Source organism: Streptomyces sp. NPDC047085, from assembly GCF_040643735.1.
GTDB lineage: Bacteria > Actinomycetota > Actinomycetes > Streptomycetales > Streptomycetaceae > Streptomyces.
Window position 1 is genome coordinate 156,759 of record NZ_JBEYUW010000012.1, and the last position, 12,131, is coordinate 168,889.

The window sequence follows — 12,131 nt, forward strand, 5'->3', positions numbered from 1 at the left end:
CGCTCACTCCCCGCCGCGCAGCAGGGAGTTGCCCTCGTGCGTGGCACCGGGCGGGGCGACCTCCAGGTCCAGGCGGCCGCTGAGCCCGTAGAAGGCGACCGGGTTGCGCCACAGCACCCGGTCGACGTCGTCCTCGGTGAAGCCCTCCGTCAGCATCAGGTCGGCCACCCGGCGGGTCTTCAGCGGGTCGCTGCGGCCCCAGTCGGCGGCGGAGTTCACCAGCACCCGCTCGGGACCGTAGGCGCGCAGGATCTCCACCATCCGGCGCTCGTCCATCTTGGTGTCGGGGTAGACGGAGAAGCCCAGCCAGCAGCCGCTGGCCTTGGCCTCCTTCACGGTCGTCTCGTTGAGGTGGTCCACCAGGACCCGCTCCACAGGCAGTGCGGACTCGCGGACGACGTCCAGGGTGCGGCGCAGACCGGCGAGCTTGTCGCGGTGCGGGGTGTGCACGAGGGCGGGCAGGCCGTGGTCGGCGGCGAGCTGGAGCTGCGCGGCGAGTGCCGTGTCCTCGGCCGGGGTCATGGAGTCGTAGCCGATCTCGCCCACGGCGACGACCTGGTCCTTGATCAGGTAGCGGGGCAGTTCGTCCAGGACCGGCAGGCAGCGGGGGTCGTTCGCCTCCTTGGGGTTGAGGGCGAGCGTGCAGTGGTGGGCGATGCCGTGCTGGGCGGCGCGGAAGGGTTCCCAGCCGAGGAGGGAGTCGAAGTAGTCCAGGAAGGAGGCGGGCGAGGTGCGGGGCTGGCCGAGCCAGAACGACGGCTCCACGACGGCACGGATGTCGGCGGCGCGCATGGCCTCGTAGTCGTCGGTGGTGCGGGAGGTCATGTGGATGTGGGGGTCGAACAGGCGCATCAGGACTCCTCGCTGGGCTGCGTGGTGGCCAGGGCCAGGACGCGGTGCAGTCCGCTGGGCACGGGCCGGCCGGCGGCGGTGCGTTCGGCGGCGAAGTCGGCGAGCATGCGGGCGAGTTCGGCATCGCCGTGCGCCCGCTCTTCGAGGCCGGCGACCGTGTCGACGGGCACGCCGGTGAACAGGCACTTCAGTACGGCGTGCCGCCAGGCGTGGGCGTCGAGGTGGCGGGCGGCGTAGGGGCCGAGGCCGGCGGTGATCAGGCGGGTGTCGTTGGTGCGCAGGGCGTCCTCGACCAGGGGGATCGCGTCGGGGCCGGGGACGAGGTGGGGCAGGGCGTGCAGGACGGCGCGGCGTTCGGCGGCCGTGCCCTGCTGGTAGACGCGGGTGAGGGCGGCCGTGTCGGCGCGGGCCGCGTGCAGGATGACGACGCGGGCGGCGTCGGCGTGCCCGCTGCCGCAGCGGCGGCCGGCCTCGGCCAGGCGCAGCTCCCACACGGAGATCGGCCCGTGCCCGCCGGGGTGGGCGGCGGCCTCGTCCAGGGCCTGGTGGAACCAGGCGCGGGCGGCCGCGCCGAGGTGGGCGTCCAGGTGCTCGCGCAGGGCGTCCGGAGCGGTCTCGGCGACGGGCGGGTGCGTCACGGGGTGCGTCATGGAGTGCTCCCTTCTGACACGACGGCGGGGATGCCGGTGGCCGGGGCTCCGGCGGCCGGCGTTCCGGTCCCCCGGCTTCCGGTGGCCGCGCGGCGGAGGAACGGCAGGGAGGTCTCGGCGTGCTGGGGGCCGGCGTGCGAGTGGCGGGGCAGTTCGACGACGGTCAGGCCGCGGTAGCCGGTCGCGGCGAGGGCCGCGAGGACGGGCGGGAAGTCGATCTCGCCGTCCCCGAACGGCAGATGGTCGTGGACGCCACGCCGCATGTCCTCGATCTGGACGTGCCGCAGCCAGGGCGCGGCGGCGCGCACGCAGTCGGCGGGCGGGAGCGGTTCGAGGCACTGGCAGTGGCCGATGTCGAGGGTGAGCCCCAGGGCGGGCGGGTCGCCGAGGAGGCGGCGCAGATGGTGGAAGTCGGCGAGGGTGGCCAGGAGATGACCGGGTTCGGGCTCGATCGCGAGGGGGAGACCTGCGTCGGTGGCGGCCTCCAGGACCGGCGCGAGGGCCTCGGCGAGCCGGGGCCAGGCCGTGGCCGGGTCCGCGCCCGCCGGGACGGCCCCGCTGAAGCAGTGCACCGCGTGAGCGCCGAGGTCGACGCCCACCCGCACCGCCCGCAGCAGCAGGTCCACGCGGCGGGCGCGGGCCTCCGGGTCCGGGTCGAGCAGCGACGGCCCGTGCTTGCGGCGCGGGTCGAGCACGTAACGGGCGCCGGTCTCCACCGTGACGCCGAGCCCGAGCGCGTCCAGCCGACGGGCGACCCGCCGGGTGCGGGCGGCGAGGTCGGCGGCGAGCGGGTCGAGGTGCATGTGGTCGAAGGTCAGACCGACGCCGTCGTAGCCGAGGTCGGCGAGCAGGCCGAGGGCGTCGTCGAGGCGCAGGTCGGCGAGACCGTTGGTGCCGTAGCCGAAGCGGAGGGCGGGCTCGGGGGCGGCCATGTGACGCTCGGCGGTCATGTGACGCGGGGCGGTCATGTGACGCGGGGCGGTCATGTGATGCTCACCCGCCTCGCGAACCGCCGGGCGAGCGCGGTGAGGGCGACCGTGCCGAGCGCGGTGCGGGTGGCCCCGGAGCGGGCGGCGAGTGCTGCCTGCAGGGGGATCGTGGCGCCGATGCCGGCGCCGACGGCGCGTTGGGTCAGTGGGGGTGAGGGGTTGAGAGCGGCATGGGCATAGGGGCGGGTCGTGGTCGTGGCGTAGGTGAGGGCGAGGGCGGTGGGCAGGAAGCCGGCCGTGCGGCCCGGCAGCAGCCGGGTCAGGGCGGCCGTGGCGGTCAGTGCCGCGAGCGGGGCGAGCGGGGATCCGTCGCGGGTCTCCTGCCGGGAGACGGCGGTGACCGCGAGGGTGTGGCTGCCGAGCAGCGCCGCCGGGCGTAGGGCCGGGCGAACGCGGCCGCCGGCGGCCGCGGCACCGAGGAGCAGATCGAGACCACGGGCGGCGGCCATCGCGGCGGGCCCCGCGGCCGTGCGCTTCAGGACCAGGTCGTACGACCACACGGTCGCCGCGAGCGGCACCGCGACCGCCAGCGCCGAACGCCCCGCACGCGCGGCGAGGGCGAGTCCGCCGGCCGTGAAGGCGCAGGCGGCGGCGAGGGCGGCGGCAGGGCTGACCCTGCCGGAGGGGATCGGCCGATGCGGGCGCTCGACGGCGTCCTCCGCGCGGTCCGCCCAGTCGTTGAGGGCCATCCCCGCCTCGTACAGGCACAGCGAACAGCCGACGGCGAGCAGGGTGTGGCGGCCCGGGCGGACGGAGACAGCAGCCGCTCCGGCGAGGGCGTCCCCGGGGACGGTGAACAGGGCGGGCAGACGCAGGAGTTCGGCCCAGGCGCGCGGACGGCTCACCGCTCCTCCCCCAGCCGCCTCGCGAACCGGAGCAGTTCCGTGTACTGGTCCCCCAGTGCCGACGGCGCTTCGCCCATCGGATCCTTGAAGTAGAAGGCGAGTTCGGTGAGTGGGCCGGTGCGGCCGGTCTCGTGGGCGCGGGCGGTGAGGCGGGCCAGGTCGAGAACCAGGGGTGCGGCGAGGGCGGAGTCGCAGCCCTGCCAGGTGGTCTGGAGGATCATGCGGGTGCCGAGGAAGCCGTCGAAGGCGATGTGGTCCCAGGCGGTCTTCCAGTCGCCGAGCGCGGGCACGTCGTCGATGTGGACCTCGCCCTCGGGGGTGGTGCCGAGGGTGTCGGTGAGGACGCGTGCCTTGCCGGCGTTCTTGGCCGCGGCGGCGGCCGGGTCGGCGAGTGAGGCGCCGTCTCCGCCGCCGAGGAGGTTGGTGCCGGACCAGGCGCGGACGTCCAGGGCCCGCTGGGCGAACATGGGGCCGAGGACCGAGCGGAGCAGGGTCTGGCCGGTCTTGCCGTCGCGGCCCGCGTACGGCAGTCCGCCGGCCGCGGCGAGCGGGGCGAGGGCCGGGTGGTGCAGTCCCGTGGAGGGAGTGAAGTTGACGTAGGGGCAGCCGGCGCGCAGGGCGGCGGCCGCGTAGAGCGAGCTGGGCGGGAGTACGGGGCCGGTGGGGGCCGGTTCGGTGGAGGCGACGTTCACCACGACCGCGCGGGCCAGACCGTGCCGTCGTACGAAGTCCTGGATGTCGGCGGCGAAGGCGGCGATCAGCTGTTCCTCGTCCCGGGTGTCGCCGGGGAGCGGGCCGCCGGTCCTGATCTCCTGGTCGGCGGTGGTGAGTTCGGCCGCCACGGCAGCGGGCAGGCCGGGCGGGAGGACGCCTCCGTCGGCGAGCTGTTCGGCGCGTTTGGGCAGGGGGCAGTCCGTGGTGTCGTGGCCGCCGAAGACGAGGGAGGACAGGGCGGGCAGGCCGCTGCCGGCGAAGGCGGGCGTCTCGGTGACCAGGCCGGTCGGCGGGCGCAGGCCCGCGGTGACGGCGGCGCACCCGGCGACGACGGTGGTGGCGACGGAGCCCCGGGCTCCGACCAGCCAGACCCCGACGCGCGGGGGGCGGGCGGGGGACGCGGACATGGGCAGCCTCCTTGTCCCGGGCGCGAACTCCCGGAGGGAAGGGGAGGAATGGGGAAGAGGCGGATTGGGGGAAGCCGGGGGGTGGGGGACGGCGGGCGGGAGTCCGGCGAATCCCGCCCGCCGCCGTTCAGTCGCCCTTGGCGGGCAGTTCCTTGATCCGGATGTCGCGGAAGGACACGTCGTCACCGGTTCCGTGGTTCTGGATGCCGATGTGTCCGTCGGTGAGGCTCCGGGCCGGATCGGTGTTGGTGAAGTCGTTGATCTTCACGCCGTTGAGCCAGACGCGGAGGCGTTCGCCCTCCACGCGGATCTCGTAGGTGTTCCACTCCCCCGGCGGGTTCAGCGCGCGGTCGCGCTTCTTCAGGTCGGCGGACTGGAAACCGTAGACGGACCCGGTGGTCTTCTCGGGTACGTCGGTGGCGTCGATCTGGACCTCATAGCCGTTGTTCACGGCCGACCAGGGGTCGTCCGAGGGCGGGAAGCCCACGAACACACCCGAGTTGTCGTCGCCGGCGACCTTCCAGTCGAGCTTCAGCGAGTACGAGCCGAAGTCGGACGGGGTGTACCAGAGCATCCCCAGGCCGCCCTGCGACGTCAGTGTGCCGTCGGCGGACAGGGTGAAGCCGCCCGGGCCCGCCTGCCGCCAGTTGTCCAGCGAGGCGGCCGTGCCGTCGAAGAGCGGCCGGTAGCCGTTCTCGGGGCGGCAGTCGGCCTGGGCGTCGCCGATGGCCCAGCGGATGCCGCCCAGCAGGTGCTGCCGGAAGGCGGGGTCGGTGTAGGACTCCCTGGTGTGGCCGCCCCCGGTGTAGAAGGCGCGGCCGCCCTGGTAGTTCTGGCACCAGGCGATGGGGTGGTCGCCGTTCATGGTGCCGCCGGTGTACGACGTCTCGTCCAGGGAGGTGAGGACGTGGGCGCGTTCGCGCGGGTTGGAGCGGTAGTTGTACCACTCGTCCGTGCGGTTCCAGGTCTCCGCCAGGTGCGAGGTCGACGGGTTGCCGCGGTCCTCCACGGTGACCCTGGCCGCCTGGATCGCGGGGTGGTTCTGGAAGTACGCGCCCGCGAGCCCGCCGTAGAACGCCCAGTCGTACTCGGTGTCGGCGGCCGAATGGACGCCCACGTAGGCTCCGCCGTGGCGGATGTACCCCTCGAACGCCGCCTGTTGGGTGTCGTCGAGGACGTCACCGGTCGTCGACATGAAGACGACGGCGTCGTAGCGGCGCAGGTTCGCGCCCGTGAAGGCACCGGCGTCCTCGGTGGCGTCGACCGTGAAGCCGTTGGCCGCACCGAGCTGCTTGATCGTCGCGATGCCGTCGGGGATCGAGTCGTGCCGGAAACCGGCGGTCTTGGAGAAGACCAGGACCCGCTTGGCGTCGGTCTTGGCGTCGGCCGAGGCGGACACGGCGGGTGCCGTCATACCGCCGAGGAGCAGGGCGGCGCCCAGAACTCCGGTGGTGATTCTGCTCGTTGAGCGCATGGCGTGCCCTCCCGTCAGCTCGTCGTGAAGGTGAAGTCGTCGACGTCGAACAGGGCGCCGGCGCCTCCCTTGAAGACCAGGTAGAGCGTGGTGGTGCCGCGCGGCGCACGGGACAGGTCGGCGCTGACGTCCTGGAAGTTCTCCCAGCCGCCGGTGACCGGCACGGTGGCCGCGCCGAGCAGGGTGCCCGTGGGCGAGCCCGCGCGGACCTCGAGGGTGCCGCCCGCGCCGCCGGAGGCGATCCGGGCGGTGATCGAGGTGGCGTTGCTCAGGACGTACGGCTTGAAGGAGATCCAGTCGCCGTTGTCGACGTCGCCCACCGTCCTGCCGCCGTGCGCGGTCGCCTTGTCGTAGACCGTGATGCCGGAGGAGTCGCCGAAGTGCTCGGCCTGGCGGTGCTTGGGCTGGGTGACGTGCCGGTCGTGCGTGGTGAGCGGGGCCTGCCCGCCGCCTCCGCCGTCCGTGTACTGCGCGTCGAAGACCCCGAAGATGTTGGCGTCCTGGTCGTGGCCGCCGTCGGCGGTGGTCTGGATGGTGCCGGAGCAGCCGTTGGCGGAGGTCAGCGGGTGGCCGTGGGTATCGTGGCCGAGGATGAAGTTGACGGTGACCTTGGAGCAGTCGGTGGCCCTGCCGTCCTCGGGGTCGGTCACCTTCACCTTGAACGGGACGGCGTCACCGAAGGTGAACAGCTGCCCGTCCTGGGGCAGTTCGAGGCTGACCGTGGGGGCGGTGTTGCCGACGACGATCTGGACGCTCGCGGTGCCGGTGCGGTCGGTGGTGTCCTTCACGGTGAGGGTGGCCGTGTAGGTGCCGTTCGTCCGGTACTTGTGCGACGGGTTGGCCGCCGTCGACGTCGAGCCGTCGCCGAAGTCCCAGCTGTAGGTGAGCGCGTCGCCGTCCTTGTCGGTCGTCCCGGCGGAGGAGAAGCTCACCTTCATGGGCGCCTGACCGGAGGTCCGGTCGGCCGTGGCCTGCGCCACCGGCGAGTGGCGTCCGGTCACGTTCTCGATGCGGTACAGGCCCGAGTTGTCGTCGCCGCCGAACCAGCTGGTGCCGTAGTCCAGGACGTACAGGGCGCCGTCGGGCCCGAAGGCCATGTCCATGATCTGGGTGCCGGTCCACGGGAACGGGTTGATCGACTGGACGGTGCCGGCGTCGTCGCTGACGATGCGCTTGATCCAGCGGCGGCCGAACTCACCGGCGAAGAAGTTGCCGTCGTAGGACTCGGGGAACTTCACCGGCGAGTCGAGCGTGGCGTCGTAGTGGTAGACGGGTCCGCCCATCGGGGACTCCGAGCCGGTGCCGAACTCGGGGACGGAGCCGCCGTCGTAGGGGATCCAGGCGGGCTGTGCCGGGGGCAGGTCGGTCAGGCCGGTGTTGTTGGGCGAGTCGTTCTTCGGTGCGCTGCAGTCGAAGGTGGCGCCGGAGGCCTTGGTCCCGAAGTCGTAGTCCACGTAGGCGTCGTTCTTGCCGGTGCAGTACGGCCAGCCGAAGTTGCCGGGGCCGGTGACCCGGGCGAACTCCACCTGACCGCCGGGCCCGCGCTTCGGGTCCGCGGCGCCCGCGTCGGGGCCGTAGTCCCCGACGTAGACGATGCCGGTCTTCTTGTCGACGCTGAAGCGGAACGGGTTGCGGAAGCCCATGGCGTAGATCTCGGGCCGGGTCTTGGGCGTGCCGGGCGCGAAGAGGTTGCCGTCCGGGATGGAGTAGGAGCCGTCGGTGTTCACCTTGATGCGCAGGATCTTGCCGCGCAGGTCGTTGGTGTTGCCGGCCGAGCGCTGGGCGTCGAAGGCCGGGTTGCGGTCGGAGCGCTCGTCGATGGGCGTGTACCCGTCCGACTGGAACGGGTTGCTGTCGTCGCCCGTCGACAGGTACAGGTTGCCCGCCGCGTCGAAGTCGATGTCCCCGCCGACGTGGCAGCAGATGCCGCGCGAGGTCTTGACCTGGAGGATCTCCTTCTCGCTGGCGGCGTCGAGGGTGCCGTCCTGCTTCAGCACGAAGCGGGACAGCCGGTTGTAGCCGTCGAAGGGGGCGAAGTCGGCGGCGGTGCCGGTCTCGGGGGCGTCTCCCGCCGGGGTGTTCAGCGGGGGCGCGTAGTAGAGGTAGATGTACCGGTTGTCGCTGAAGTCCGGGTCGACGCCGATGCCTTGGAGGCCCTCCTCGTCGTGGTTGTAGACGGCGAGCGTTCCCGCGATCTTGGTGTTGCCGTCGGCGTCGGTCAGCCGCAGCGTGCCGTCGCGGGAGGTGTGCAGGACGGAGCGGTCCGGGAGGACGGCGAGCGACATGGGCTCGCCGACCTCCGCCGCGCCCTTGGCGAGGGTGACCTGCTGGAAGTCCTCGGCCGCCGCGGCACCCTGGTCGGTGACGGCTGCGCCGGCCTGGGGGGTGGTGAGGGTCAGGGAGGCGCCCGCGAGGAGTGCGCCGCCGATCAGCGCGAGCGCCCTGCGCAGGCGTGGTCTGTGGGTCGCGGAGCGGGTGGTGCGGTCGTTCCCGTGCACGAATGGCCTCCAGAATGGGGCTGGTTGTACGGGCGGGTGCGAACGCCGGGATGCGCCGTCATCCCGGAGCGGTGACAACTGACCTGTGAGTGCGGTCAGTTGGAGAAGGCCGCGTCGAAGGATGCCGACGGCGGCTCGAAGTCGTAGGCCTTGAGGCGGGTGAGGGCCTCGGGGGCACCCTGGAGCCGGTCCATGCCGGCGTCCTCCCACTCCACGGAGATCGGGCCCCGGTAGTCGATGGAGCGGAGCATCCGGAAGACGTCCTCCCAGGGGACGTCGCCGTGGCCCGCGGAGACGAAGTCCCAGCCGCGGCGCGGGTCGCCCCAGGGCAGGTGGGAGCCGAGGCGGCCGTTGCGGCCGTCGAGGCGCCTGCGGGCCTCCTTGCAGTCCACGTGGTAGATCCGGTCGCGGAAGTCCCACAGGAAGCCGACCGGGTCGAGGTCCTGCCACACGAAATGGGAGGGATCGAAGTTCAGGCCGAAGGCCGGGCGGTGGCCGATCGCCTCCAGGGCGCGGTGGGTGGTCCAGTAGTCGTAGGCGATCTCGCTGGGGTGGACCTCGTGGGCGAAGCGCACGCCCTCCGCGTCGAACACGTCGAGGATGGGGTTCCAGCGCTCGGCGAAGTCCTCGTAGCCGCGGTCGATCATCGGCTCGGGCGCGGGCGGGAACATCGCGACCAGGTGCCAGATCGCGGAGCCGGTGAAGCCGATGACGGTGTCGACGCCGAAGGCGGCCGCCGCGCGGGCGGTGTCCTTCATGCGCGCGGCCGCCCGCTGCCGCACCCCTTCCGGGTCGCCGTCGCCCCACACCTCGCCCGGCAGGATCGCTTGGTGGCGCTCGTCGATGATGGCGTCGCACACGGCCTGTCCGACGAGGTGGTTGGAGACGGCCCAGCACTTCAGGCCGTACTTGTCGAGGAGCTGGTGGCGGGAGGCGACGTATCCCGGGTCGGTGAGGGCCTTGTCGACCTCGAAGTGGTCGCCCCAGCAGGCGAGTTCGAGGCCGTCGTAGCCGAAGTCGCGGGCGAGGCGGCAGACCTCCTCCAGGGGCAGGTCGGCCCACTGTCCGGTGAACAGGGTGAACGGGCGCGGCATGGGCGGGCCTCCTCAGTCCCCGACGGGGGTGTAGACGGCGTTCTTCTCGGCGCTCTCCTCGACGGCGGCCAGGACGCGCTGCACCTGGAGTCCGTCGGCGAAGGAGGGTTCGGGGCGGCGCCCCTCGGCAATGGCGTGGACGAGGTCGCGGGCCTGGTGGACGAAGGTGTGCTCGTAGCCGAGTCCGTGGCCCGGGGGCCACCAGGCGTCCAGGTAGGGGTGGTCGGGTTCGGTGACGAGGATGCGGCGGAAGCCGGCCTCGGCACCCGGTTCGGTGGCGTCGTGGAACCACAGCTCGTTCAGGCGTTCCAGGTCGAAGGCCAGCGAGCCGCGCTCGCCGTTGAGTTCGATGCGCAGGGCGTTCTTGCGGCCGGTGGCGTAGCGGGTGGCCTCGAAGGAGGCGAGGGCGCCGCAGGCGAAGCGGCCGGTGAACAGGGCGGCGTCGTCCACGGTGACCGTTCCGGTGCCGCCCCGCGCGGACGCGCCGCTCAGCCCGCTGGTGGGGCCGGTGGGCAGCGGCCGTTCCCGTACGAAGGTCTCGGTCAGGGCGGACACCCCGGCCAGCCGCTCCCCCGCCAGGTGCTGGGCGAGGTCCACGATGTGCGCGCCCAGGTCGCCGAGCGAGCCGGACCCGGCCGACTCCTTGCGCAGCCGCCAGGTCAGCGGGAAGTCCGGGTCCACGAGCCAGTCCTGGAGGTAGGTCACCCGGACGTGGCGCAGGGTGCCGAGCCGGCCGTCGGCGACCATCCGCCGGGCGAGCGCGGTGGCGGGCAGCCGGCGGTAGTTGAAGCCGACCATCGCCACCTGGCCGCGTGTGTACGCCTCTTCGGCCGCCCGGGTCATGGTCTCGGCCTCGGCGACGGTGTTCGCGAGGGGCTTCTCGCACAGGACGTGCTTTCCGGCGGCCAGCGCGGCGAGGGCGATCTCGGCGTGGCTGTCGCCGGGGGTGCAGATGTCGACCAGGTCGACGTCGTCCCGGGCGATCAGCGCCCGCCAGTCGGTCTCGGTGGCCGCCCAGCCGTGCCGGTCGGCCGCCGCCCGTACGGCACGCTCGTCACGGCCGCAGATCACCGCCAGGACCGGCTGCCGGGGCAGATCGAACACGCGGCCCGCGGTGCGCCAGCCCTGGGAGTGGGCGGCGCCCATGAAGGCGTATCCGACCATGCCGACGCGCAGCGGGGGTTTCCCTGCCCACGACGGGGCCTCGGCAGGTGCCTCGGCCGACGTCTCCGCCGGTGCCTCGGCCGATGCCTCGGCCGGTGGCTCCGCCGGTGCCTCCGGCTCCGGTTCGGGTGACTGCTGCGGCTGTTGCATGCGCTCGTCCTCCTCTTCGTGGTGGCGCGGTGGGGGGTGCGGGCGGTACCCAGGGGGTCTCTTCTGGATCAGATCGGCGTCGCGAGGCCTGGCACGCACATCTGCCGCGTTGTCGTCACTCGCCGACGCTCCGCGTCGACTCCCTCCTCCGCCTTGCAGCTGCACGCACCAGACCCCGCTCGGGTCGGCTGGTCAGGCACCGTTCTTTTCGGCCAACCTGATCCAGAAGACACCCCCCTGCTCACCGGAAGCCGGTGGGCATGTACTGGTCGACGTTGGTCTTGTCGACGACCGCCGAGTAGAGCGTGAGCGACGTCGGGATCTCGAACTCGGCGAGACCGCCGATGCCCTTGCCCTGGCCGAGGGCGCGGGCCAGGTCGATGGCGGAGGCCGCCATGGTCGGCGGGTAGAGCACGGTCGCCTTGAGCACGCCCTTGTCCTGCTTGATGGCCTGCATGGCGGACAGCGCGCCGGCGCCGCCGACCATCAGAAAGTCGTCGCGCCCGGCCTGCTCGATGGCGCGCAGGGCGCCCACGCCCTGGTCGTCGTCGTGGTTCCACAGGGCGTCGAACTTCGGCTGGGCCTGCAGCAGCTGGGCCATCTTGGCCTGCCCGGACTCGACCGTGAAGTCGGCCGCCTGGCGGGCGACCTTCCTGATGTTCGGGTAGTTCTTGAGCGCGTCGTCGAAGCCCTGGGTGCGCTGCCTGGTCAGCTCCAGGTTGTCGATCCCGGCCAGTTCGATGACGCGGGCGCCGGACTTGCCCTTGAGCCGCTCGCCGATGTAGGTGCCGGCGTTGAAGCCCATGCCGTAGTTGTCGCCGCCGATCCAGCACCGGTAGGCCTGGGGCGAGTTGAAGATCCGGTCCAGGTTGATGACCGGGATGCCGGCGCGCATCGCCTTGAGACCGACCTGGGTGAGCGCCTTGCCGTCGGCGGGCAGCACGACCAGCACGTCGACCTTCTTGTTGATCAGCGTCTCGATCTGGCCGATCTGCGCGGCGGTGTCGTTGGAGCCCTCGGTGATCTCCAGGGTGACGTCCGAGTACTTCTTCGCCCGGCTCTTCGCGTTGTCGTTGATGGCGTTGAGCCAGCCATGGTCGGCCTGGGGCCCCGCGAAGCCGATGGTGACGTGCTTGCCAGGCTTGTCGGCGGCGGCCGGCTCGTTGTTCGCGGCGGGCTTCTCGTCCTGGGTGTCATTGCTCGTGCAACCCGCGAGGAAGGCACCCGCCGAGACGGCGGCGGTCCCGAAGAGCAGTCCTCTGCGACTGGTGACGTGCGGCATGGCGGTGAACCC

At 72.5% G+C, this 12,131-nt stretch carries 10 protein-coding genes; all 10 read right to left on the reverse strand.

What is annotated here, in order from left to right:
- Positions 1-3: 3 nt before the first annotated feature.
- The 10 genes from ABZ865_RS32745 to ABZ865_RS32790 all read right to left on the reverse strand — a co-directional run bounded on the left by ABZ865_RS32745 (position 4) and on the right by ABZ865_RS32790 (position 12,119).
- Positions 4-852 (reverse strand): TatD family hydrolase, encoded by an 849-nt coding sequence (locus ABZ865_RS32745; RefSeq protein ID WP_361238483.1) that lies wholly within the window; start codon positions 850-852, stop codon positions 4-6.
- The gene (locus ABZ865_RS32750; RefSeq protein ID WP_361238486.1) at positions 852-1,502 is read right to left on the reverse strand and encodes an EboA domain-containing protein; all 651 of its coding nucleotides are present in this window, start codon (positions 1,500-1,502) and stop codon (positions 852-854) included. Before ABZ865_RS32750 ends, ABZ865_RS32745 begins: the two co-directional genes overlap by 1 nt.
- The gene (locus tag ABZ865_RS32755) at positions 1,499-2,434 is read right to left on the reverse strand and encodes a sugar phosphate isomerase/epimerase family protein (protein ID WP_361238841.1); all 936 of its coding nucleotides are present in this window, start codon (positions 2,432-2,434) and stop codon (positions 1,499-1,501) included. Before ABZ865_RS32755 ends, ABZ865_RS32750 begins: the two co-directional genes overlap by 4 nt.
- Before the next feature lie 50 nt (positions 2,435-2,484).
- Complete coding sequence (locus ABZ865_RS32760) at positions 2,485-3,336, reverse strand: SCO3242 family prenyltransferase (RefSeq protein WP_361238489.1); 852 nt, start codon at positions 3,334-3,336, stop codon at positions 2,485-2,487.
- Positions 3,333-4,457 (reverse strand): inositol-3-phosphate synthase, encoded by a 1,125-nt coding sequence (locus ABZ865_RS32765; RefSeq protein WP_361238492.1) that lies wholly within the window; start codon positions 4,455-4,457, stop codon positions 3,333-3,335. The genes ABZ865_RS32760 and ABZ865_RS32765 overlap by 4 nt, the downstream gene beginning before the upstream one ends.
- Positions 4,458-4,584: 127 nt before the next feature.
- Positions 4,585-5,931 (reverse strand): ThuA domain-containing protein, encoded by a 1,347-nt coding sequence (locus ABZ865_RS32770; protein ID WP_361238495.1) that lies wholly within the window; start codon positions 5,929-5,931, stop codon positions 4,585-4,587.
- Positions 5,932-5,945: 14 nt separating this feature from the next.
- Positions 5,946-8,429: a PQQ-dependent sugar dehydrogenase gene (locus ABZ865_RS32775; RefSeq protein WP_361238497.1), complete on the reverse strand. Its 2,484-nt coding sequence runs from the start codon at positions 8,427-8,429 to the stop codon at positions 5,946-5,948.
- 95 nt (positions 8,430-8,524) lie between these two features.
- Entirely contained in the window at positions 8,525-9,523 is a 999-nt protein-coding gene (locus ABZ865_RS32780; protein WP_361238500.1) for a sugar phosphate isomerase/epimerase family protein, read from the reverse strand.
- Positions 9,524-9,535: 12 nt separating this feature from the next.
- Positions 9,536-10,837: a Gfo/Idh/MocA family oxidoreductase gene (locus ABZ865_RS32785; RefSeq protein ID WP_361238503.1), complete on the reverse strand. Its 1,302-nt coding sequence runs from the start codon at positions 10,835-10,837 to the stop codon at positions 9,536-9,538.
- Between the two features lie 241 nt (positions 10,838-11,078).
- The gene (locus tag ABZ865_RS32790) at positions 11,079-12,119 is read right to left on the reverse strand and encodes a substrate-binding domain-containing protein (RefSeq protein WP_361238506.1); all 1,041 of its coding nucleotides are present in this window, start codon (positions 12,117-12,119) and stop codon (positions 11,079-11,081) included.
- Positions 12,120-12,131: the final 12 nt, after the last annotated feature.

Excerpts from the sequence above, each read along its gene's own strand:
- ABZ865_RS32765 (WP_361238492.1), bottom strand. The coding sequence starts at position 4,457 with ATGTCCGCGTCCCCCGCCCGCCCCCCGCGCGTCGGGGTCTGGCTGGTC.
- ABZ865_RS32745 (WP_361238483.1), bottom strand. The coding sequence starts at position 852 with ATGCGCCTGTTCGACCCCCACATCCACATGACCTCCCGCACCACCGAC.
- ABZ865_RS32790 (WP_361238506.1), bottom strand. The coding sequence starts at position 12,119 with ATGCCGCACGTCACCAGTCGCAGAGGACTGCTCTTCGGGACCGCCGCC.
- ABZ865_RS32750 (WP_361238486.1), bottom strand. The coding sequence starts at position 1,502 with ATGACGCACCCCGTGACGCACCCGCCCGTCGCCGAGACCGCTCCGGAC.
- ABZ865_RS32755 (WP_361238841.1), bottom strand. The coding sequence starts at position 2,434 with ATGGCCGCCCCCGAGCCCGCCCTCCGCTTCGGCTACGGCACCAACGGT.
- ABZ865_RS32785 (WP_361238503.1), bottom strand. The coding sequence starts at position 10,837 with ATGCAACAGCCGCAGCAGTCACCCGAACCGGAGCCGGAGGCACCGGCG.
- ABZ865_RS32770 (WP_361238495.1), bottom strand. The coding sequence starts at position 5,931 with ATGCGCTCAACGAGCAGAATCACCACCGGAGTTCTGGGCGCCGCCCTG.
- ABZ865_RS32780 (WP_361238500.1), bottom strand. The coding sequence starts at position 9,523 with ATGCCGCGCCCGTTCACCCTGTTCACCGGACAGTGGGCCGACCTGCCC.